Here is a 21,844-nt window from a genome sequence, read left to right as displayed (position 1 = left end):
CTTTCGTTATGAACCTAAGTATTTTAAACAACAAAAAGAACGACCGCTTCAATCTGCGGTCGTTCTTTTTTTAGACATTAGTTCGTCCATGCAGCAACTTCTTCTGGGTGATTGGCTACCCAATCTTTGGCTGCATCTTCGGCTGATGTTCCGTCATTGATTGCTAACATGACTTCTTCCATATCTTCTTGTGTCCAGTTGAAACGATCAAGTACTTCGTAAACTTCTGGCATGTCATCTGCTAATCCTTGGCGTACAACAGTGTTGATGCTTTCTGCTTCACCCATTGTTCCTTCTGGATCATCCAGATATTTCAGATCATATTTCGCAAACATCCAGTGTGGAGACCAACCAGTAATAACGATCTCATCTTGGTTCTTGATGGCTTGGCCCAATGCCACTGTCATCGCTCCAGAAGAAGAGGTAGCGACATTCCAATCGGAAAGGTTGTCATACGTCGCAACCGTATTCTCCGCTGCATTCACGACACCAGCGCCTGGTTCGATACCAGTGATGGTTTTTCCAGCTTCGTCAGAAAGGTCTGCGATGGAATCTACATCCATATAGCTTGGGACAACGATCCCCAGTTTTGCCCCTTCTAAGTTAGGACCTAAGTTCTCGACTTGGTCTTGGTACTGTTCATACTGGGATTGATGCGTAGATGGCAGCCAAGCAGCAACCATCCCGTCAACTTCCCCTTTTGCCACCGATTCCCACATGATGGCATTATCCAAAGGCGTCGTGTTGACTTCGTAGCCCATTTGCGACAAGACTTCTGCCACCACATGGGTAGATGCGACTTCCGTATCCCATTCGACATACGCCAAGTTCACCGTGCCTTTGCTGTCAGAAACATTTCCAAAGGCAAACGATGCGCCAATCAAAGCAACGACTGCCGCTGCAGCAATCCCGCCAAAAAGACGTTTTTGTTTGCGACTCGTCTTGCTCGCTGCTTTTTGATGTGCCGAACGGTTCAAATTCTGGGTAAAGCGATCCATGATGATCGCCAAAATAACTAAGGATACCCCACTGACAAATCCGTTACCGACTTGTGCTCGTTGCAAGGCAGACAAGACGCCGCGCCCTAACCCAGGAGCACCGATCATTGACGCGATCACGACCATTGATAATGCCAGCATCGTGGTTTGGTTGACCCCAGCCAAAATAGTGCTTTTGGCTAGTGGCAATTCTAATTTGATCAGTTTTTGCCAGCCAGTCCCACCGAAGGAATCAGAGGCTTCCACCAATTCACGAGAAATTTGGCGAATCCCTAAGTTCGTCATCCGAACGGTTGGTGGTAGAGCAAAGATCACTGAGGCGAAGACCCCAGGAACCATCCCGATCCCAAAGAAAGCAACCGCAGGAATCAAATAAACGAAACCAGGCATCGTTTGCATAAAGTCTAAGATCGGCGTCACGATACTTTGCGCTTTTTCGCTTTTCGCCATTAAGATTCCTAGTGGAATCCCAATGATGATCGAAACCAAACTCGACAATAAGACCAACGTCACGGTGTTCATCAAGTCTGTCCATAACCCTTGGTTATAGATGAACAGCAACCCGACAAAAGTAAAAGCTGGCAAGCCGAATTTTTTGCGTGAAACGAAAAAGGCAGCAGCCGTCAATAAGACGATCATTAATAACGGTGGTACAAACAGTAATACATTTGTAATAGCGTCCATGATAAATTGTCCGAAAGACTGTAAGGCTGAAAACAATCCACTGAAAGTTCCTGTTAGCCAATCAGTAAAGTTTTCGACCCAATCAGCCACCGGAATCGTATGTTGTAAGAAATTATCCATTTGTCACTACCCCTTCCTCTGCTTGAGCGGCTGAATCAGTCTCAGCCAATGCTTCAATCACACTTCCGCGGATCACGACTCCGATCAAACGATCGTTTTCTACCACGGCTAAAGGTGTAGGCGAATCATAGATCAAATTGAAGATATCCGTTACCAGCATATCTTTATCGATCTTTTTAACATTTTTATCAATAACTTCCTTCAAGGTCAGATTGTTTTTCCGTGCCTCACGAGCAGACTCGGCTGTCAGGCTTCCTTTTAGGTGACGACGTTTGTCGACGGCTAACAGCATGCTGACTTCTTCTTTCCGCATCCGGTTCAATGCTACGCTTGGTCCATCGATCTCGATGTTCGTCGTCAATGCTGGAACCATGATATTTTGCGCAGTCAAGACTTTGGAACGATCGACATCTTCCACGAAATCACGCACGTATTGGTTGGCAGGATTCGTCAAAATATCTTCTCCTGTACCGATCTGCATGATCTGACCATCTTTCATTAAAGCGATCCGGTCACCGATCCGCAAGGCCTCGTTCAAATCATGGGTGATAAAGATAATCGTTTTTTGAACATTGGCTTGCAATTCTAAAAGTTCATCTTGCATTTCACGGCGAATCAGCGGATCTAATGCTGAAAAGGCCTCATCCATCAAGAGGATCTCTGGATCATTGGCTAACGCACGGGCAAGTCCCACACGCTGTTGCATCCCTCCAGACAGCTGGTCAGGGTATTGGTCTTTAAAAGAAAGCAATCCTGAGTTTTCTAACGCTTTTTCCGCTTTCGCTGTTCGTTCTTCTTTCGAGACCCCACGGACTTCTAGTCCGTATTCTGTGTTCTCTAAAATTGTCCGATGAGGGAAAAGGCCAAAGCTTTGGAAAACCATGTTGATTTTGTGACGGCGAACTTCTCGTAGTTCCTCTTTACTCATTTTGGCAACATCCACGCCATCTATGTAAATATCTCCGCCAGACGGCTCGATCAATCGATTCAATAGTCGAATCAATGTTGACTTCCCGCTTCCAGAAAGGCCCATGATGACGAAAATCTCGCCTTCGTTGACTTCAAAGTTCACATCATAGACCCCGACGGTGGCACCCGTTTTTTCTAAAATCTCGTTTTTGCTGCGTTGTTCTTTGACCATGGCAAGAGCTTGCTGCTTTTTCTTACCGAAGATTTTGGTTAAGTGTTCCACTTTAACTTTACTCAAATGATTAATACTCCTTTTTCTGAAAAATTTCACGAAAGTGACCATACTATCTTAACAAGATGTGGTCACTTTGTCAAAAAAAATTTCCCAATGCTTTTTCTTTTGCAAAAAAAGCATGGGAATCAGGAAAAAGAATTACGCTGAATGGTCCGTTGGATAGAAGAAATTGGTCATGCGCTGCAACGCCAGTTCATTTCCGACAAAATAAATCGTATTGCCTGCACTAAATTTCGCATAAGGTCCTGGTGACAACAACAATTCTTCGGTTGTTTGGATTGCGATGATCGTCGCCCCTGTGGCTTGCCAAATATTCAATTCATTGATACTTTTTTCCAAATGCTGCGCTTGTTCCGTCAACTGAAGTTCAAAGGGCACAAACGGACTCATATGGTGTACCTTTTTGGTCTGCTGCACTAACGTGTTCAACAAGTCAGAAAAATTATCCAGCTCTTGCTGCTGCCGCTCCACACTGTCTAAAATGTCTTGTCTGATTTCTTGGATCGACTGCACATCTTGGTATTGTTCAACAAAGGCCTGTGCTTTTTCCTTTGAAGCAATATAGGCGCCGCTGCCATGACGGACATCCATGATTTCTAAATCAACTAATACATTGATCGCTTTGCGGGCTGTTTCAGGAGAGACATTGAAATTGCTGGCTAACGTTGAGCGCGCATGGATCTTTTGCCCAACTTGGTAGCGATTTTCAACGATTCGTTCCGCGATCGCCACGGCAATCTGCTGATAACGAGGCAAAGCGACCTTCTTTTTATCTTGAAACTTATTCGTCATGATGAACTTCCTTTACTTTTTTTTCATCATAACAAGAAACATTGTTGGTGGCAACTATTCACTGGTTCGCGAATTTTTGATCAAGCGGGCACGGATGACCGCTGTTTCTTGCTGTATCTGCTTCTGTAGATCTTGCAGCAGTATTTCATTTGTCTCATCAAGATCAATCAAGGTATAGGCGACTCCGGCTTTTCTCTCACTCGCCAAATTATCGATATCTACGCCTGCTTCAGAAATGATCCGCAATAGCGGGGCAAAAGCACCAGGCTTGTCGTGATAAAACAGCGCCAAGCGATACGGTGCCAAAAAAGGCAACTCTGCATGAGGAAAATTGACCGATTCTTGAATCGTCCCAGCGCGCAAATAGGCATGCATGCGATCAAAAACTACGTGATCCCCCTTTTCCAAGGCATTGGTAGTACTGCCGCCGATATGCGGATAACACAACACTTTCTGTTGTCCGATCAAGCCGGCACTAGGAAAGTCGGTGATGTATTGTTTGAGCTGATTTTTGGCTAGTGCTTCTAAGACGGCTGCTTCTTCCACGATCTCCCCGCGCCCAAAATTCATCAACACTGCATTTTTTTTCATCTGCTGAATCGTTTGTCGATTCAGCATGCCTTTGGTTTCCTGACTTAAAGGGAGCAAAACCACTACAAAATCTGATTCGGCCAACAGTACGTGCAAGTCACTGACTTGTTCGTAATCGTGGGCCGCTTTTTTCGTACGGGCATAGCCGAGGACTTCCATCCCTAGCTGATGACAGGCTTTTGCCACCCGTTCACCGATCTCTCCTAAGCCTAAAATACCGATGGTTTTTCCAGCTAATTCTTCGCCGATCACTTCTTTTCGCCGTTCTTCAGCTACCTTCAACACATCTTCTGCTTCAATTTGACCTGACGTTAGCTCTTCTTGCAAATCGGCTACCGTCTGGATGGCTTTGAATAAGGGGCGAACGCTGAGAAACAAATTGGAGAGCACCAATTCTTTGACTGCATTGGCATTGACACCGGGACTATTGAAGACTACTGTGCCATTTTGAGTACACCGTGCCAAATCGATCGTATTGGTGCCTGTTCCTGAGCGAGCGATCACAGCTAATTCTGGTGTGATCAATTCGTTAGGAACCGTTGAACTGCGTACAAACAGCGCCTCTGGGGCCGCTTGATTTTTTAACGAGTATCCTTTTTTGATTGCTCGCTTACCTATCGTTTCGGTCATCTTATCTAACTGATAAATCGTCTCCATAAAGCAGACCTCCTTTTGTCTTTAGTGCGTATTAGTCAAATAGTACAAAAAAGTGCGGTAAAATGATAGCAATACGCAAGAGAGGATGATTACTATGCACCTATCGATCACAAATTTTCCAGATGAACAGCCGATCGTTGGCAAAGACTCGCAGCTTCAAGACACAACTTTAGGAGACTATGTCGAAATTGGCGAAGCCAATCACATTGATCATTCTTCCATCGGCAATTATACCTATACGGGGCAATATTGCTTTATTCAGAACAGTCAATTAGGACGTTTTATCAGTATCGCAGCGATGGTCCGCATCGGCCCCACCAATCATCCCTATGAACGCCCTAGTCAGCATCTTTTTGCCTATAATGGCGAAGGCTATGGATTTGCGCCAAAGGACGAGTCCTTCTTAGAAAAACGCAAAGCAAAAACGACCGTCATTGGCAATGATGTCTGGATCGGCCACGGTGCCGTGATCCAATCTGGTTTGACCGTCGGTGATGGTGCCGTGATCGCCTCAAACGCAGTCGTAACCAAAGATGTGCCGCCTTATGCGATCGTCGGCGGGGTTCCAGCAAAAGTGATCAAATACCGCTTTGATCCAGAAACGATCACTGCTTTACAAGAAATCGCTTGGTGGAATTGGAGTCGTGCAGAATTAGAAGCACGCTATCTGGATTTCCGGCTCCCAATCGAAGATTTTATAGTAAAATACACCCGTTGATTATGCGCTTTTTCCGCTTAGTATGAGGAATGAATGATAACACATCACAGTCATTCATTCTTCGAAAGTCTTTGAGGGAAGGATTTTTTAGAAATAAATAAAAAACACTGAAAATCTATTGTATCGAGAAATTCCTGTGCTAAAATGGAGAAATCAAATGAAGTTTTTCACGAACTTTTAAAGGAGTGTTCTATTTGACCATTTTAGACTATCGTCCATTAAATCTTTACACCAATTACCGCGAAGCTGCCGAGGCATTTCCTGACACAACCATCATCCACGATGAAGTGCTACCAGCATTTCCTGAACTTGGCTATCGTAGTACCTACCGTTCGAGTCATGAAATGATTTTAAAACGTGCTTACCAACTTGCTGCACTAGGCGTGCAAGCCGGCGATAAAATCATTCTTTATAAATCTTCAAAATTCGATACCTATTTATTAGCAACGGCTGCTTCTTACCTTGGCGCAGTGCCTGCTATGATCTCTTATCATTTCCCTGCTGAAACCATCGAAGTGTTTGTGGATCGCTTAGAAGATCCATTCATCTTATTTGATGAAGAAACCGAAGGCCGCGTCGCACAAGTGAAAAATAGCAGTACTGACAAACAGATTGCTGTTCGTCATCTGCTGCAACAACCAGCGGAACCCGTGGCACAAACTGAGTTACCGGCGGATCAAATTTCCTATATGACCCACACTTCTGGAACAACGGGTATTCCAAAATTGATTTGTCATTCGGCAAACTCCATGGGCTGGCGGACAAAATGGCAAAAAACGATCTTCACCAAGATTGATCGCACCAAGGCAGACTCTGATTTAGTGGCGTTCCATATTTCACCGGTGCACTCCCGCTTCAATATTGGCATCTCATCCTTGATGGCGATGGGCTTTCCGATGATGCCATTAGCCAATGCCAACGGCGCTCATGTCGTAAGCATGCTAAAAGAATATCCACCAATCGCTTTGGAAACTCATCCAAACAATTTTGTCCAATGGAGCTTTGTGGCAAAAGAACAACCAGATGCTTTCGCCAATATTCGCTATTACCATTCAACCTTTGATGCCATCAACAACCAAACAATGGCCACTTTTTTAAATACTTCAGCAACAAAAGAAGCAATCTTTTTGCAAGTCTATGGTCAAAGTGAATGCGGGCCAATGATCCTAAAAGCACATACCTTAGAAAGCATCGCTACCAACGATGCCCGTGATATGGGTGTGGGTCTCGAGGACTTAACGAGAGCACGGATCGCCGATGCAGAGGGCAACGAGCTGCCAGCCAATACCGATGGGCACATCCATTTCCTTTCAAAAGGACGCGCGTTGACCTATTATAAAGAAGATCAGCGTTTTGCTGACAATGTCTATGGCGCTTGGTGGGACAGTGGAGACTACGGCATGATGGATGATCAGGGACATCTTTACTTAAAAGACCGTCAAGTGGACTTGATCAAAAATATTGAAAGCAATCTTGCTTTGGAAGACCTTTTGCTGGATCATTTAGACTTCCTTGCCGAAGTTGTGATCGTTCGCGACAAAGAGAACTCACCACAACCTATCATTGCTTTAGCGCCAAATCGTGAAATGGATTGGGATGCTTGGTGGAAAATGGTGGAAGATCTCCCTCACCTCAATCAGCCAATTTTACGCGACTACGAAGATATCCCACGAACAGCAACCATGAAAGTCCAACGACTACAAATTGAAAAAGAATTCAAAAACGCAGAATAAAACAAAAGAAACGGCCAGCAGATTTCCCTGCTGGCCGTTTCTTTTGCTTTCGCTGTTTTTCTTTGGCTGATGTTATTCTTTCGCTGACCCTTTTCTTGAGTAGATACGTTCTTTAGGTTGCCCATATTGACTTAGCTTTGTTTCAGCTAACGTGATACCAAAGCCCTCTCCATCAGGTACCAGCAGCTTTCCTTTATGCAAAGTTGCAGGCTGTGTAATGACATCATCATAAAAGTAACGGTCAGAAGCGGAAAGGTCCCCGGGAAAATGGAAAATATCTTGACTCGCAAATTGCAAATTCATGGCTCGTCCTACACCAGACTCAAACATGCCGCCTAACCAAACAAGCAGTCCATGGGTTTGACATCGATCAAGGATTCGCAAAGCTTCGGTGATCCCACCGACACGGGGGATTTTCAGGTTGATCGCACGGCAGCTGTCCAGTGCTGCGACTGTATCGACGTCTTCTGCCGTTCGAATATCTTCATCTAAACATAGAGGCGTCTTCATCTGCCGCTGCAGCTGACTGTGCCCCAACAGATCTCGTACCTTAAGGGGTTGCTCGATCATCACCAAGCCTAAGTCATCCAGTGCCAAAATGCGTTCTGGCTCACTCTGATAGGCTCCGTTTGCATCTGCCATCAAAAGCAATTCTGGAAAGGCTTGTCGAATCGCTCGCAAAGGTGCCACATCTTGCCCCGGCTTGATTTTTAATTTGATTCGTTGATACCCTTGGGCGACATAAGCGGCAACAAGAGCCATTAGTTTTTCGACAGAGTCTTGTATGCCGATACTAACGCCAACAGCGACACTCGGTCGGGTTGCGGTATACAGCTCTTTCACACTTTGATGCGTTTGCTTGCCATATAGATCCCAAATTGCTGTTTCCAAAGCCGATTTTGCCATGTAATTTCCTTGGACCGTTTGAAACAGCTGCCAAACTTCTTGCGGATGCTCGATCTCCTGGTCAATCAATAATGGGATCAGTGCTGTTTCAATCACTTTTCGAGCAGAAAAGAGGGTTTCTTCAATGTAATCTGGCTGCTCAAAAGCGACCAATTCACCGATGCCAACCATTCCATCCTCTGCCGTCACCAAATAAAGATCAAAGGCTTTTTCTGTTAATTGTCCGTAACTTGTCACAAAGGATTGTTTGAGGGGCAAGCGACAGGCGATGCGTTCAATTTTCTCAATCTTCATTGCGTTCTCTCCTTGTCAATCAGCTGACTGTGGCCTCGATCCTTTTACAAACCATTGATCGATTTCATGACGAACCTGTGTCGGCTGTTCTAAATGGATACAATGTCCAGCATTAGCAACGACTTTGATGGTCATCTCTGGTTGCAGCTGCTTCATTTGGTGGGCGATTTTCCGAAACTTTAAATCTTTTTCCCCCGCTAAATAAAGAATTTCACAAGCTAGCTGCGGAAGTGCCGACCAACAGCTTGGCTGTTTGCCAGTACCACCGTAAACCAAGCTTACTGCCAAGCCAAATTTATTTTGCTGCAAGCGTCCTTGCCGTACAGCAGCCTGCTGCTCTAAGGGCAGCTCCTTTTGACTAGCAAACAACGGCAGTTCTTGCCAGTAATCGACAAAATCGACCAAAGGCTCCCTTAGTAAGCGCAATCCTAAGCGGCGATCGTGCCGCTGACGAGCGAGTCGTTCTGCTGGATCAGCCAACCCGGGGGAACCACTCTCAAGCAAAAGATGGGTCACTGCAGCTGGTTCCTTGACTGCCCAGACAAGTGCGATTCGTCCCCCCATCGAGTAGCCATAAAGGCCATAACGTTCAATCCCTAGCTTCGCTAAAAGCTGTGCAAGATCCTCTACCAGTAAAGGAAGTTCATAACGCATGGGATGGACATAAATCGATGACCGTCCATGTCCAATCAAGTCGACTGCCAATACATTATAAGAACCTTCCTCTGCAAAAACCGGTCGAAAACTTTCCGAAGAACCCGTGAAGCCATGCAATGCCACAAGGGTTGGTAAGGCTGGTCGATACGGCTGCAGCCACTGATAAAAATAACTGACGCCATTTATCGTGTCCTTCATGGCTGCGCTCCCGCCTCGCTAAACTGCTGTTGCAGTGCTTGCCAAGTATTGACCGGATCTTTTTGCTCACCTTTCACTTCGATTATTTGAAAGCACGGCCGTTGGCTTGTTTCCGTTAAAATCGTTTGAAACTCTAGCAAAGAGGTCGGTGTGTGCCAATCTGCCTCATATAAGGCCGCCACTTTTTGAAAATCAAGGTCTAACGGCGTGCCAAAGAGCGGGACAAAGTCGTTTGGTTCTAAGGTGTTTTGTGACAAAAAGGAAAAGATCCCACCACCGTTATTATTCAGTAAAATGATCGTTACTGGCAATTGATACTGACGCAGTAGTTGTAGGCCGTTCATATCATGGTATAACGCTAAATCACCAATCAACAAGTAGGTAGGCCTTTGACTGGCTGAAGCAATCCCAGCTACGGTCGAGACAAGGCCGTCGATCCCATTGACGCCCCGATTTCCATACACTCGATAAGTGGAGGAAGTTTTGCTGCCGTAGCGATCAAAGAAACGGATCGCATTGCTGTTTGCCAAAAGAATTTGCGCTTCTTCAGGTAGACATTGTTGGAGCATGCGCACAGCGCTGCTCTCATCCCATTGTTTCAACTGCGGACTTGCAGCAATCACCTGATCTGCCCGCGCTTGAAGTGCTTGCCATTGTTGTTGCCACGCCGTATGTTTGACGATCGGCAACTGGGTGATGGCCACCACGAAAGTGCTGATCGCTGCTTCGATCAAATAGTTTGCCCGATGCAGCTGATCTTGCCACTGCCCCGATGGATCAACAAAGAGCCACGTCGTCGTATCCGCTGCTTTGTTCAACCATAATAGGACATTTTTAGTGACTGGTAAGCGACCAAAACGCACGACCACTTCTGGTTGGAAGGCAGAAGTCAATTGCGGGAAAACAAGATCGGCTTGACTGATAAATGTTCCTACTTTGGTACCGGCTGTCGCCAGATTGGTCAATGGATCGCCGACAATCGGCCAGCCTAATTTCTCTGAAAAAGCCAGCAACTGCTGCGCTTCTTCGATCGTAAGGCTTTCTCCAGCAATCAGAATACCTTTTTTATCAAAGTAAGGGGCTAGCTGGGTGATCATCTCTGCTGACAGCTCTTGTTGTGGTGCCAGATAGCTCACGTCTTGCTGAATACTGCATTGGCGACTAAAGTCAGGCAACAGCGGCTCCCGTAATGGAAAGTTGATTTGGACCGGGCCTTTCGGCTGTTTTTGCGCTTCGATCGTGCAAGTTGTAGCTTGCCAAAAACTATAACGCAACAAAGCAGGATCGTTTTCTGGCACCGTCATCTCTACCATCTTTTTGACGTGAGAGGCATACAAATTCTGTTGGTCCATTGCTTGTGGCGCCCCAACGCCCCGCAGTTCTGGCGGGCGATCAGCCGTTAAGACGATCAATGGCAAGTTGGTGGCCTCTGCTTCACAAATTGCTGGATAATAATTGGCTGCTGCAGTTCCAGAGGTACACAGTAAGATCGTCGGTTGGAGATCAACTTTGGACATCCCTAAAGCAAAAAAAGCAGCCGAACGTTCATCGACAGCCACCATACAGGTGATCTCAGGATCACGATGCAATAGTAGCGCCAATGGCGTTGAGCGTGAACCGGGACTAATAACCGCTCGCTTCGCACCCGCTGCTTTTAGTCCTTGGATTGCCGCTAATAAATAGTCTGTCATGACTGTCTGGTTATTCATCTCCTAAGATCCCTCTCCTCATCGGTTGAAATTTTAACCGTGTTTCTTGACGTTCGGATTCCGCATCTGAATCGGCAACGATCCCACAGCCTGCATACAGCGTTGCTTGATTGCCGCTAAAGAATCCTGAGCGGATGGCCACTGCAAACTCGCCAATATCTTCTTGAATTCCCAACCAACCGATCGGTCCACCGTACATCCCTCTGCTGGCTGGTTCATGGGTACGAATCCAAGAGACGGCTGCTTCTTTCGGTTCTCCCCCCAATGCTGGGGTCGGGTGTAGTTTTTGCACGGCGCTCAGAAAGTTGACTCCTGCTTTTCTTTGCCCTGCTAAAGGAACAAACAAATGCTGAATGTCACGATTTTTGATGACGGAGCGGGCTTCTGATTGAAAACCGTCAGCTAACAAAGTAGCCAATGCCGTTTCCAAGCGATCGACAACTACTTGATGTTCATGGGTATTTTTTGCGTCCGCTAAGAGGGATTGTGCCAGTGCCTCATCTTCTTCTTTGGTTTTGCCTCTTGGCGCGGAACCTGCGATACTTACCGTTTCAAACTGATCGACAGTTGCTTTTAGCAAGCGTTCTGGCGTCGCACCAGCAAAAACATGGCCCCCATGTTCGATGGCAAAAAGATAGGTATTCGGCTGCTGTTGCGCCAACCGTTGCAACACCCCAGCACTAATGATCGACTGCTTCGTTTCTATCTTCATTCTCCTGGCCAGAACCACTTTTTTCAACGGTGTTTCAGTCGAGCGAATGGCTGCCACTGTCTCTTCGACCGCTTGCAGCCATTGGGGCACCTCTAGTTCCTCTTGTGCCTGAAAAGCAGGCGTTTCTGCTACAAGACTCTTGTCCGGGTTGGCATTCAACCAGCTTGCGACTTTTTCCTGTAAGGCAGCGACTTTTTGTTGTCGTTGTTCCTCGGAAGAAGCGGCTACTGTATAAACGACGCCACACTGATCATCAGTTTTGCGGACCAGTATTTCTGGCAACGCAAAGAGACCGGCACCTAGCTCAGCCCAATCCTGACTGACTTCTGCCTGTTCATCAAAAGCAAAACCACCAACCAACTGCGCCTGCAAAGGTGCCTCTGGTTGATAATGGGCTTGCTTTAAGAGAGAGCGGACTTCTGAAAAGTCTGCAAGTTTGGGTTGCGAAAAAGTGGCTAACCAACCCAACCCTACCAGACTAGTCGTTTCATCAGGGGTACGCCAGAAATAGCGTTCCCCTTGATATTCTTGTGCCGCTGCATAAAGAGCCAGTAAGTCACACCTTTTTAAAGGCTGATACTCACTCAAATAGGTTTTCCCGGCAGCGATCGCTGCTTCATAATTACTTGATGATTTGCTGTTCAATGTAGTTCACTCTTTCTTCACTCAGCAATAGCCGTTTTAAAAGTTTGCCGCTTGCTGTGCGCGGCATTTCTCGCACGTGATAAAAACGGCGCGGAAATTTATAATGGGCGATCTGCCCTTCTAATGTATCCAACAAGGCTTGGAGTCGGACGGACTCATTTAACGTTAAATAAGCCGCGACAGATTGTCCCCACTCCTCGTCTGGTTCCCCCACCACAGCTGCCTCTTTGACCGCTGGATGCTGCAACAAGGCTTGCTCCACTTCTGCAGGATAGATGTTTTCTCCACCAGATATGATCAGTTCGCTTGCACGACTGACTACATACAAAAAGCCCTCTTGATCAAGATACCCTAGATCTCCTGTGGCAAACCAGCCCTCTTGGTCCCACTGCTGTGGACTGCGATCGTTTAAGTAACGGGTCGTGATCGCCGGTCCTTGCAGTTGGATCTCTCCGATCGACTGGGTACTTTCAGCAGTCCGATGATCTGCCATTTTCGCATCAACCGCAATTCGTAGATGGACACCTTGCAGGGGAACCCCTGAGGAGCCGATTTTTTCTGAAGCTTTTTCTGGCGGCAATGCCACCACTTGTGAACAGGTTTCTGTCATCCCATAGGATTGGATCACAGAAAGCTGTTTTTGCTGGCATTTTTCCAATATACTTTTGGCAATGGGCCCGCCGCCTAGCAGTACATAACGCAACGAATCAAAGCCTTGTTGGGGCACCAATGGCAGCAAATCTGTCAACATTTTCGCCACCAAAGAAACGATCGTCCCTTTTCCTGCCTCAAGATCTTTCGCCATTTCTCCAGCATCAAAGCGCTCATACAAACGAACACTCATTCCAAGTCGCAAGGAACGCAAGAGAATTGATAATCCACTGATATGATACAGCGGAACTGCACAAAGCCAACAATCCTCACTAGTGATCGTTAAGTTCTTTTGAGTCGCTTCGGCACTTGCTAGATGATTCCTAAAGGTTTGCGGCACACCCTTGGGATTGCCCGTCGTACCGGATGTATACATAATCGAAGCTACTTGTTCTGCTTGATAGATTGCTTTATTAGGAACAAACGAAGGATCAAAAGAACTGGCAAGAGCCTTCGCCTGTTCCATCGCTTGTCCAAAGGTCAGGCTGCGAACACCCGGGACCGCTGCCTGATCCGCCGTGATCACCCAGTCGCAGTGGGCATCTTGCAATTGGAAGGTGATTTCAGCGGCTGTCAATCGCGTATTCAACAGCTGGACTTCGATCCCCAACTCCCACAAAGCAAGGATCGTAAAGACCATTTCAGGGGAGTTATTGCTAAAAAGGGCTACCCGGTTTGGCAGAACAACGAATTGGGCTTGATAATAAGCAGCATAAGCATAAACCTCTTTTTGCAAGGCAGCAAACGACCAGCTTTTTTCATGCCAATAAAAAGCTGGTCGTTCTGGATGAAGTTGTGCTTGCCTTTGCAGCCAACTCCCAGTCATTATGGGAATTTAGGGAATTGGTCGAAGTCTGGTTGACGTTTTTCTTTAAACGCGTCACGACCTTCTTTGGCTTCATCCATCGTGTAATACAATAAGGTCGCATCGCCGGCCAATTGCTGAATGCCAGCTAATCCGTCTGTATCGGCATTCATTGATGCTTTGATCATGCGTAACGCCAACGGGCTCTTTTGCAGCATCGTTTCGGCCCATTCCATCGTTTCATCTTCTACTCGATCAAGAGGAACGACCGTATTGATCCAGTTCATTGCCAATGCTTCTTCGGCAGTATATTGTTTTGTCATGAACCAAACTTCCTTGGCTTTTTTATGTCCAATCGTCCGTGCAAGATACCCCGAACCATAGCCACCATCAAAACTACCGACATTTGGTCCTGTTTGACCAAATTTAGCGTTGTCAGCGGCAATCGTTAAATCACAAACCAATTGTAAAACATTTCCGCCGCCGATCGACCAGCCTTTGACCATGGCGATCACCGGTTTTGGCAACGTGCGGATCAAGCGTTGCAGATCCAATACGTTTAAGCGAGGAACCTGATCTTCCCCAACATAGCCACCGTGACCACGGACTTTTTGGTCTCCGCCTGAACAAAAGGCTTTGTCGCCGGCGCCTGTCAAAATAATCACGCCGATGCCTGGTTCATCGCGACTGATTGAAAACGCATCAATCATTTCAAACACCGTTTTTGGTGTAAACGCATTGTGGACTTCTGGGCGGTTGATCGTGATCTTCGCCACTTTTCCATGTTGTTCAAATAAAATTTCATCATATTCTTTTAAGGTTTTCCATTCTCTCATTACTTGTTCCTCCTCAATTCACATAGCTCTATTATACACATATCTAGTCGCTTTTCGTTAGAAATTGCTTTGGTTAAGGGAATTTCTTAAGACTTCTCCCCCTGTTGCCGACTTTCTGAGAACTTCGGCTATTTCTAACAAAACTCGTGCTATAATCATGGTAACTTTCTTAGAAAAAGGAGCTAAAAATGAACTTACTAGAAGCTTTAGAAATCGAAGTAGAAGCAGCAACAGCCGATTTTGTTCGTTTACGGATGCCAATCAAAGAACAGCACAAACAGCCTTTTGGTCTCGTTCACGGTGGCATTAACGGCGTTTTGATCGAGACTGCCTGCAGCATCGGCGCCAATCAAGCTTTGGCTCAAGAAGAAGCCTTCGCCGCCGGCGTTGACCTACAAGTCAACCATCTAGCCGCCGCTCAAGAAGGAACCCTGATCGTAGAAGCTAGTCCTGATCGTATCGGCGCTCGTATCCAAACTTGGCAAGCCACTATTTGGTTAGCTAGCGGGTTAAAAACAGCCGTTGGTCGCTGTACCTTGACGACAGTGCGCAAATAATTCTTTTCGCTCCTGTGTTGTAAACACGGGAGCATTTTTGGCCTGCTTTGAAGAAAGATGCCATCAGTTAACCCCTTATCAAAGATATTCTTTCATTATAAAGATATTGAGAATATGAGCGTAGTTTTTTCAAAAGGTACGTTGTTTTTTTACAGAATAGGGGTCTTTCGTTATAATGTAGCTAAGAAAGCGAGGCTTATTATGAAAAATAACCGATTGATCCACTTTTTAGGCGGCAAAACAAGCTATTATGTCTTAGGACTGATTATCTTGTCGGCAGTTGCTGTCTTTTTGCTAAATCAGATTTCTTTTTTATTTACACCCTTTTCAGCCATACTTACAGCTATTATCCCACCCTTTTTATTTGGGCTGATCCTTTACTATCTGTTTAACCCGGTGGTCGATAAATTGAAATCGAAAAAAATTCCCCGCAGTGTTTCGATTGCTGGGATCTATCTTTTGATTCTTTTGTTGATCGTCTTTGCTGGTTTCCAGCTTTACCCGATTTTGGAGCAGCAAACCACCGATCTGATCAACAGCTTACCAAGTTTGGTCAGTGACTTTGAGAAAAACGCGACCGCCTTTTTAGAAAATACCCCGTTTCAAGATGAGATGGCACAAATTACAGACACATTGCAAAATATCACCAACAACATCATGAGTTTTATTGGGGACTATTGGGAAACTGGTGCTGCTGGGCTCAGCAGCTTGTTTTCAACGATTTCGACCTTGTTCATCGCTTTGTTTACGGGACCGATCATTGCCTTTTTCTTATTGCGCAACCCCAACAAGTTTTATTTTTCAGTTCTCTCGTTAGTGCCACCACGTTTTCGCAAAGACTTTAATGAAATCGTCAAGATCTCTGACATACAAGTCGGTGCCTTTTTGAAAGGACAAATCATTTCTTCCTTGATTTTAGGGGCGATCTATTGGGTCGTTTTCCTATTGATTGGCTTAGAGTATGCCAGTATTCTGGCGATCGCCGCTGGTCTGCTTTGCATCATCCCCTATATTGGTCCTTTTATCGTCTTTTTTCCGGGACTTTTCATTGCCGCACAAGACTCCACCGGGATGTTGATTAAATTTTTGATTGCTTGGTTTGCTGTACAGTTGCTTCATGGGGATTTAGTCGTGCCCCGTGTGATGGGTGACCGATTGAAAATTCATCCTATTACGATTCTGGTTGTTTTATTAGTGATGGGTGATTTGATGGGGATCGTTGGGGTGATTTTCGGGATCCCAATTTATTGTCTGCTAAAAGTTCTTGTCGTTTACGTGTTCCGCAAATTCAAGCAGCGCTATAACCGCTATTACGGTCAAGAGGGCAAATACTTCCACAGTGCCTTCACTAGCAAAGATTACCTAGGTGACGAAGACAAAGACACCAAGAAAAAAGCCTAAAAAACTGCCGCGATCGTTGGTTCGCGGCAGTTTTTTTCTATTTTATTTCATCTCATGTTCCAAAAAGAAATGATAGAGCGCCCCTAATAAATTGGCGTCATTTTGAAATTTGCAGGCTTGGATTTCCGGCTTCGTCAAAGTCTGCTGCAAAATCTGTAAACTAGCTAGCAGTTGCTGATACTGACGGTCGATTTCTTCCACCACGATCGCTTGGGCACTGATGCCCCCGCCAATCACGAAGCGCTCTAAGTCGATCACGGCTTGAACATTGAGCATGACACACGCGATTTCTCGGCAATACGCTGTAAACAGCGCCCAGACCTGTGGTTGTTTCTGATTGATGGCGTCAAAAACTGCTTCACCATCCGCAAGATCAGCTAAGCCTAGCAGTTGGGCGCTGCGACGAATCATGGCGACCGATGAACCGCTAAAACCTGCCAATTGCTGCAGGGTCAATCCCTGATTGACTGGTTGCTCAGCGTTTTCTTGAGTGTCACTTCTCTTAGTGGCATTTAGTAGAAAACTTAATTCCCCGGCTTGAAAATGTGCACCTTGGATCAGTTTTCCCTCAACGATTACGCCACCGCCCAAACCAGTACCTAATGTTATGGCAGCTCCGTTTTGAATCCCTTTAAGGTTTCCTAGCCACCATTCAGCTAATGCGGCTGCTTTGCCATCGTTGGTCACAGCAAGCGGCATTTGATACTTTGCCAGCAGCTGTTTTAAGGAGACCCCATCTAAAAAAGGCAATGCCCCGCCAAACGAGATTGTCCCTGTCTCTGGGTTGACTTTTCCTGGAGTACTAACAGCAATGCCCCGAATGCTCCCATGAACGTCTTCAATGATCGTTTCAATCCCTGTCAGAAATTCCGTAAGATTTTTCGGCGTATCCATCCGGCCTCGTGCCAGAATATTCCCCGAGCGATCAATGACAGCCGATTTGATTTTCGTGCCGCCGATGTCGATGCTTAAATAGTTTTTATTCACTGAATCCCACCCTCTGCTTCTACTGCCCATCGCAGGACGGTTTTGGCTTTATCTGGTGAAACTTTTCGCGGATCAGACAAATAGATTTCTCGATGCTGGAACGTGTCCATCGTTGGACGGATCACTAACTGCTCTTGTTTTAACAGCTCTTTCATTTTCGCAAATGTTTCCGCTTCAGTGTCAAAAGAACCTGTATGCATCGCTTGCAGACACAATCCTTCTTCATAGCGCTCAAAGATGAGCTTTTCTAGATTTGGATTGTCTTTCTTCTCTTTGACGGCCAAGAGCTGTTCTTGAAACAGTGTTTCCGTGACTGGTTCTGGTTGGCGAATCATGATTTTGTAGATCAATTCTTCTTTGTTGATGGCACCCTCTGGCTTTGTCAGAGAGGTCCACACGCCTTCCAAAGGAAAGACCGTGTATTCAAAGGGTTCATTGCCAAAAGCCCCTTTTTTCAATCCCATCCTGAGTGAATAAGAAATCGTATATAAAGCGGCGATCTCTTCGCTAAATTCAGGACGATTCGGATTGCCGCTGCTGCTCAAACTAATAAATTGATACGTTGGCACCTCGATCACTGTTGGTTTTTTGGGAAGATAAAGCTCTTTTTCTAGTTTGCGCCATTCATACTTCATAAAAGACCCTCCTCGATTTGCTTTTCTTTATTTTACCATGAATCACTTGAGCCGAACGAATGAAATATAGACTGTTTAAGTGAAGGAAAATAACTTGGTCAGCACCATTTTCATACTGAAACTAGTTTGACATTACAGAAATTTCTCTATCTTCCTTGCCTTCGCTCATTGTTTTACTATGGCAATCTCCTTTCTTCTATCTTTTCAAATACAAAAACTGCAGAAATCAATTCAAGAAGAGAGTGATTTCTGCAGTGATCGAGCCTCAGCTCTTTTTTTATTGTCTTACAGCCTCATTAGCAGCAAAGCGTTTTGAAAAATGTTGTTCTAATCGCTTTTGCCCGGCTTCAATCAAAATGCACAACAGCCAATAGATGATGGCAACTAGCACGTACATGGACATGTAATCAAAAGTTCGTCCGCCAACGATCTTGGCTTTTTGAAAAATATCAGGAATCGTGATCATTGCTGCCAAGGAGGTTCCTTTCAACAAATCCATTGCCACATTACTCAATGCCGGTACAGATATACGAAAAGCTTGCGGCAAAATAATCAGACGCATCGTTTTCGTAAATGATAACCCTAACGCATAGGCAGCATCAAATTGCCCACGATCCACTCCAGCAATTGATCCTCGGTAGATTTCCCCGATAAATGCGCTGCTGGTCAATGTAAAACAGATGATCGCAGCACTAAGCGCCGACAATTGATAGGGCAAGCCAAAATACAGTAGGAACAACAAGACCAACGCTGGGACGCCTCTTAGAAATGAGAGATAGCCCCGCACGAACCCTCTAATGATGGGGTTTTCCAGCATCCCTAAGAAGGTGAGCATGATCCCTAAGAGGTTGCCACCTAGAAAAGAAACGACAGCAATGCCGACCGTATAGGACAAGCCCGACAGCAAATAGGGCAATGAGTCCCACATCAACGGCAAATCAAGGGTTGGAATATACATTAGTCTGTTTCAACCGTTTGGATCGCTTGATCAGATTTTACTGAAATATCGGTTTGAAAATACGTTTCTGCAAGTTCTTTTAAACGGCCGTCTTCTTTCATTTCTGCTAAAACAGCATCCACTTTTTCCTGCAATGCTTTATGATCCTTCACAAATAAGAAGCCCGTTTCATTCGGATTAAAGTAGACATCTTCTAAAATTTTTACAGGGATATCTGGCAAAGCAGCAACCGCCATTTTTTGCAAATAGTAATCATTCAAGATCACATCCGTTCGACCATTCGCAACATCTGTCAAATACTGATCATTCGTTGCGTTGTCGTAAGTCACTAATTCTGCCCCATAAGATTCGGCTAAGCGCATGTAGCTGGTATTCGGTTCACCAGCAGCTTTTTTGCCATCCAAATCTTCTAAAGAAGCAATCCCTGAGTCATCACTTTTACGCACGATCATACTATCGAACGAGTATTTGATAGGCGTTGAGAGACTGAATTTTTCCGCCCGTTCATCCGTCAAACCAAAATCGTTGGCAGCAAAATCGGCTTCTCCACGTGTTAAAGAAGAAACTTGTCCATCGACATTGTACTCTTTAAATGTGATCTCTACGCCTAATCGTTTGGCGACTTCTTTTGCCACATCGACATCATAGCCCACTAATTCATTTTTATCGTTATAGTAAGACGATGGATACAAGGTTCCCGAAGTAGCAACAACCAATGTTTTGGCTTCTTCCACCTTGCTTAGACTTGAGTCTTCTTCCGTTGGTTTGCTGCAGGCACTTAACAGGACCCCCGTAAATAAACCTAAAAAGCCAACCATTGCAACGATTTTCCCTTTTCTAACTTGTTTCATAATATCCTCCTCTTAGTTTCCTTGTTTTGGCAACAGAAATCGTTGCTGTGTTTCAAATAAATAGCCGACTTGGAAAAGCAGATCTTCTCTGCCTTTAGACGCCATAAATTGGATCCCTAGCGGCAACCCTTCCTCGCTAAGAGCAGTTGGCAAGCTGATGGCTGGCTGCCCCGTTAAATTGGCTAATTGAGTGTAAGGTGTCAGAGCATAGCTCTTGGCAAACATTTCTTCGATCAACTCACCCGCAGCTCTTTTTCCAAGCGATTCGATCTCATGCAGTCTTTGGCGAATGCTATCGCTTTGTAAGTCTTCCTCGATCAAAGGGGCTGGAAAAGCCGTCGTCGGTGTTAAAAAGAGATCATAGGTCGAAAAGACTTCTTCCATTTTTTCTGCCAGCTGATCCCACCACTGCAAGGCAAGAACGTAATCGGCGGCCGGCAGTTTTTTGCCATATTGGTAAAGTGCCCAGGTCATCAATTCCATTTCTTCCCGTTTGACCGGTTCTTGACGAGCAGCATCGATCTCAGCAAACATCGCAGCTGTTTCGCCACCATTCATGGCGTAATAAGTGGTCATCATTTGCTGACCATCCACTGGATAGCCCACTTCAATGACTTCGTGCCCCTGCTTTTCTAAAAATGCGGCTGCACTTCGGACTGCTTGGATGGCAGTTTCAGACACTTGTCCACCGGTCGGCGATGCGGTAGTAAAAGCAACCTTCAACCGCGGTTTTTGACTCGCTTGCTGATGATGCCATTCTACTTGCGGTGCCTGATAAGGGGCTGCCGGCTGTGACGTCCGCAACGCATAAAACAACTGTTCCGTATCACGCATAGAAAGCGTCAACGCAAAGTTGATGGAAGCGCCTTGCCAGCTGCGCCATTCACTAGGACCCACTGGCATCGTGCCACGGGTTGGCTTCAAACCGATCAATCCGCTAAAGGAAGCTGGAATGCGGATCGATCCGCCGCCATCACTGGCACCTGCAATCGGAAACATCCCCGAAGCCACTGCCGCTGCCGCACCACCACTGGAACCACCAGCTGAATAGGCAGGATTCCACGGATTACGTGTAGGCCCATACAATGTTGGATCAGTGATATTTTTGAATCCAAATTCTGGTGCATTGGTTTGCCCTAACGGCACAAAGCCCGCCTCTTCTAAACGAGAGACAAAATGAGCCGTGCGGCTGGCTCGTGCTTTTGCAAACAGTTTGGCTCCTGACGTTGCTGGCCACCCTGCTTTGGTTTGGCCGAGTATTTTTAACGGCATGGGTTGTCCACCAAAAACCGTTTTTTGAAGATGCTGCTCGTAATGCTGGATCGCTGCTTGCGGATCAAATGTTACAAGCGCATTCAAAAGCGAATTTTGTTGATTGACTTTTTCTTCGATCATCGCCACCCGCTCTGCAAAGCTGATTTGTCCTTGCCGCAATTGTTCCGCCCAATAGGTCGCATCTTGCATGCTTGTCCCTCCTTTTTCTCAATAACCTCAAACAATTATCTAAACTGTAACACATGAAAAATTCTTCTTTATATAGACTAC

Annotated in this window: 19 protein-coding genes; 4 read left to right on the top strand and 15 right to left on the bottom strand. The window is 45.8% G+C overall.

All coding sequences use genetic code 11. The features are described from left to right. Positions 1-77: 77 nt before the first annotated feature. The 4 genes from IGI89_RS09070 to IGI89_RS09055 all read right to left on the bottom strand — a co-directional run bounded on the left by IGI89_RS09070 (position 78) and on the right by IGI89_RS09055 (position 5,046). The gene (locus IGI89_RS09070) at positions 78-1,802 is read right to left on the bottom strand and encodes an ABC transporter permease/substrate binding protein (protein ID WP_005228611.1); all 1,725 of its coding nucleotides are present in this window, start codon (positions 1,800-1,802) and stop codon (positions 78-80) included. Continuing rightward, on the bottom strand, positions 1,795-3,009 hold the full coding sequence (locus IGI89_RS09065) for a quaternary amine ABC transporter ATP-binding protein (protein WP_005228609.1): 1,215 nt from the start codon (positions 3,007-3,009) through the stop codon (positions 1,795-1,797). The genes IGI89_RS09070 and IGI89_RS09065 overlap by 8 nt, the downstream gene beginning before the upstream one ends. A 135-nt stretch (positions 3,010-3,144) precedes the next feature. Further along, positions 3,145-3,798, bottom strand: coding sequence for a GntR family transcriptional regulator (locus IGI89_RS09060; RefSeq protein ID WP_005234303.1), 654 nt, complete (start codon positions 3,796-3,798; stop codon positions 3,145-3,147). A 54-nt stretch (positions 3,799-3,852) separates the two neighbouring features. Beyond that, entirely contained in the window at positions 3,853-5,046 is a 1,194-nt protein-coding gene (locus IGI89_RS09055) for an NAD(P)-dependent oxidoreductase (RefSeq protein ID WP_086297816.1), read from the bottom strand. 94 nt (positions 5,047-5,140) lie between these two features. Between IGI89_RS09055 and IGI89_RS09050 the strand changes: the two genes are divergently transcribed. Together IGI89_RS09050 and IGI89_RS09045 are read left to right on the top strand one after the other, a co-directional pair. Then, a complete protein-coding gene (locus tag IGI89_RS09050) occupies positions 5,141-5,764 on the top strand; it encodes a DapH/DapD/GlmU-related protein (RefSeq protein ID WP_008380829.1) in 624 nt (207 codons plus the stop codon). A 194-nt stretch (positions 5,765-5,958) separates the two neighbouring features. After that, positions 5,959-7,497 carry an AMP-binding protein gene (locus tag IGI89_RS09045; protein ID WP_086297819.1) on the top strand — a complete coding sequence of 513 codons (1,539 nt, stop codon included), beginning with the start codon at positions 5,959-5,961 and terminating at the stop codon, positions 7,495-7,497. 72 nt (positions 7,498-7,569) lie between these two features. Here IGI89_RS09045 and menC read toward each other — a convergent pair whose 3' ends face one another. From menC to menB, 6 genes are read right to left on the bottom strand one after another with little or no spacing between them, the layout of a single operon-like run. Continuing rightward, entirely contained in the window at positions 7,570-8,697 is a 1,128-nt protein-coding gene (gene menC / locus IGI89_RS09040; protein WP_429960548.1) for an o-succinylbenzoate synthase, read from the bottom strand. A gap of 15 nt (positions 8,698-8,712) precedes the next feature. After that, positions 8,713-9,552: a 2-succinyl-6-hydroxy-2,4-cyclohexadiene-1-carboxylate synthase gene (menH, locus tag IGI89_RS09035; RefSeq protein WP_086297825.1), complete on the bottom strand. Its 840-nt coding sequence runs from the start codon at positions 9,550-9,552 to the stop codon at positions 8,713-8,715. Continuing rightward, entirely contained in the window at positions 9,549-11,261 is a 1,713-nt protein-coding gene (gene menD, locus IGI89_RS09030; protein ID WP_086297828.1) for a 2-succinyl-5-enolpyruvyl-6-hydroxy-3-cyclohexene-1-carboxylic-acid synthase, read from the bottom strand. Before menD ends, menH begins: the two co-directional genes overlap by 4 nt. Further along, positions 11,254-12,618: an isochorismate synthase gene (locus IGI89_RS09025; RefSeq protein ID WP_438735561.1), complete on the bottom strand. Its 1,365-nt coding sequence runs from the start codon at positions 12,616-12,618 to the stop codon at positions 11,254-11,256. The genes menD and IGI89_RS09025 overlap by 8 nt, the downstream gene beginning before the upstream one ends. Continuing rightward, entirely contained in the window at positions 12,596-14,095 is a 1,500-nt protein-coding gene (menE, locus tag IGI89_RS09020) for an o-succinylbenzoate--CoA ligase (protein ID WP_086297834.1), read from the bottom strand. The genes IGI89_RS09025 and menE overlap by 23 nt, the downstream gene beginning before the upstream one ends. Next, entirely contained in the window at positions 14,095-14,910 is an 816-nt protein-coding gene (gene menB / locus IGI89_RS09015; protein WP_005228595.1) for a 1,4-dihydroxy-2-naphthoyl-CoA synthase, read from the bottom strand. Before menB ends, menE begins: the two co-directional genes overlap by 1 nt. A 188-nt stretch (positions 14,911-15,098) precedes the next feature. On the opposite strand from menB, the gene IGI89_RS09010 reads away from it, so the two are divergent. Together IGI89_RS09010 and IGI89_RS09005 are read left to right on the top strand one after the other, a co-directional pair. Continuing rightward, complete coding sequence (locus IGI89_RS09010; protein ID WP_005234285.1) at positions 15,099-15,467, top strand: PaaI family thioesterase; 369 nt, start codon at positions 15,099-15,101, stop codon at positions 15,465-15,467. A 201-nt stretch (positions 15,468-15,668) separates the two neighbouring features. Then, positions 15,669-16,868, top strand: coding sequence for an AI-2E family transporter (locus IGI89_RS09005; protein ID WP_438735560.1), 1,200 nt, complete (start codon positions 15,669-15,671; stop codon positions 16,866-16,868). Positions 16,869-16,910: 42 nt separating this feature from the next. Here the strand turns inward: IGI89_RS09005 and IGI89_RS09000 are convergent, their stop codons facing one another. The 5 genes from IGI89_RS09000 to IGI89_RS08980 all read right to left on the bottom strand — a co-directional run bounded on the left by IGI89_RS09000 (position 16,911) and on the right by IGI89_RS08980 (position 21,763). Then, the gene (locus tag IGI89_RS09000; protein ID WP_438735559.1) at positions 16,911-17,855 is read right to left on the bottom strand and encodes an ROK family protein; all 945 of its coding nucleotides are present in this window, start codon (positions 17,853-17,855) and stop codon (positions 16,911-16,913) included. Then, entirely contained in the window at positions 17,852-18,490 is a 639-nt protein-coding gene (locus IGI89_RS08995; protein WP_086297843.1) for a GyrI-like domain-containing protein, read from the bottom strand. The genes IGI89_RS09000 and IGI89_RS08995 overlap by 4 nt, the downstream gene beginning before the upstream one ends. Positions 18,491-18,767: 277 nt before the next feature. Continuing rightward, positions 18,768-19,448 (bottom strand): amino acid ABC transporter permease, encoded by a 681-nt coding sequence (locus IGI89_RS08990; protein WP_005234278.1) that lies wholly within the window; start codon positions 19,446-19,448, stop codon positions 18,768-18,770. After that, complete coding sequence (locus IGI89_RS08985) at positions 19,448-20,299, bottom strand: transporter substrate-binding domain-containing protein (protein ID WP_086297847.1); 852 nt, start codon at positions 20,297-20,299, stop codon at positions 19,448-19,450. The genes IGI89_RS08990 and IGI89_RS08985 overlap by 1 nt, the downstream gene beginning before the upstream one ends. A 12-nt stretch (positions 20,300-20,311) precedes the next feature. Then, positions 20,312-21,763 (bottom strand): amidase, encoded by a 1,452-nt coding sequence (locus IGI89_RS08980; protein WP_086297850.1) that lies wholly within the window; start codon positions 21,761-21,763, stop codon positions 20,312-20,314. Positions 21,764-21,844: the final 81 nt, after the last annotated feature.

This window comes from Enterococcus sp. AZ141, from assembly GCF_051714385.1.
In the GTDB taxonomy this organism is placed as follows: domain Bacteria; phylum Bacillota; class Bacilli; order Lactobacillales; family Enterococcaceae; genus Enterococcus_D; species Enterococcus_D entomosocium.
This window is presented reverse-complemented; position numbering and strand designations above follow the sequence as displayed.

What these genes read in the sequence shown, in the direction of transcription:
- IGI89_RS09060 (WP_005234303.1), bottom strand. Translation starts at nt 3,798, where the DNA reads ATGACGAATAAGTTTCAAGATAAAAAGAAGGTCGCTTTGCCTCGTTAT.
- menC (WP_429960548.1), bottom strand. Translation starts at nt 8,697, where the DNA reads ATGAAGATTGAGAAAATTGAACGCATCGCCTGTCGCTTGCCCCTCAAA.
- IGI89_RS08995 (WP_086297843.1), bottom strand. Translation starts at nt 18,490, where the DNA reads ATGAAGTATGAATGGCGCAAACTAGAAAAAGAGCTTTATCTTCCCAAA.
- IGI89_RS08985 (WP_086297847.1), bottom strand. Translation starts at nt 20,299, where the DNA reads ATGAAACAAGTTAGAAAAGGGAAAATCGTTGCAATGGTTGGCTTTTTA.
- menB (WP_005228595.1), bottom strand. Translation starts at nt 14,910, where the DNA reads ATGAGAGAATGGAAAACCTTAAAAGAATATGATGAAATTTTATTTGAA.
- menD (WP_086297828.1), bottom strand. Translation starts at nt 11,261, where the DNA reads ATGAATAACCAGACAGTCATGACAGACTATTTATTAGCGGCAATCCAA.
- IGI89_RS09005 (WP_438735560.1), top strand. Translation starts at nt 15,669, where the DNA reads ATGAAAAATAACCGATTGATCCACTTTTTAGGCGGCAAAACAAGCTAT.
- IGI89_RS09070 (WP_005228611.1), bottom strand. Translation starts at nt 1,802, where the DNA reads ATGGATAATTTCTTACAACATACGATTCCGGTGGCTGATTGGGTCGAA.
- menH (WP_086297825.1), bottom strand. Translation starts at nt 9,552, where the DNA reads ATGAAGGACACGATAAATGGCGTCAGTTATTTTTATCAGTGGCTGCAG.
- menE (WP_086297834.1), bottom strand. Translation starts at nt 14,095, where the DNA reads ATGACTGGGAGTTGGCTGCAAAGGCAAGCACAACTTCATCCAGAACGA.
- IGI89_RS09055 (WP_086297816.1), bottom strand. Translation starts at nt 5,046, where the DNA reads ATGGAGACGATTTATCAGTTAGATAAGATGACCGAAACGATAGGTAAG.
- IGI89_RS08990 (WP_005234278.1), bottom strand. Translation starts at nt 19,448, where the DNA reads ATGTATATTCCAACCCTTGATTTGCCGTTGATGTGGGACTCATTGCCC.
- IGI89_RS09010 (WP_005234285.1), top strand. Translation starts at nt 15,099, where the DNA reads ATGAACTTACTAGAAGCTTTAGAAATCGAAGTAGAAGCAGCAACAGCC.
- IGI89_RS09050 (WP_008380829.1), top strand. Translation starts at nt 5,141, where the DNA reads ATGCACCTATCGATCACAAATTTTCCAGATGAACAGCCGATCGTTGGC.
- IGI89_RS08980 (WP_086297850.1), bottom strand. Translation starts at nt 21,763, where the DNA reads ATGCAAGATGCGACCTATTGGGCGGAACAATTGCGGCAAGGACAAATC.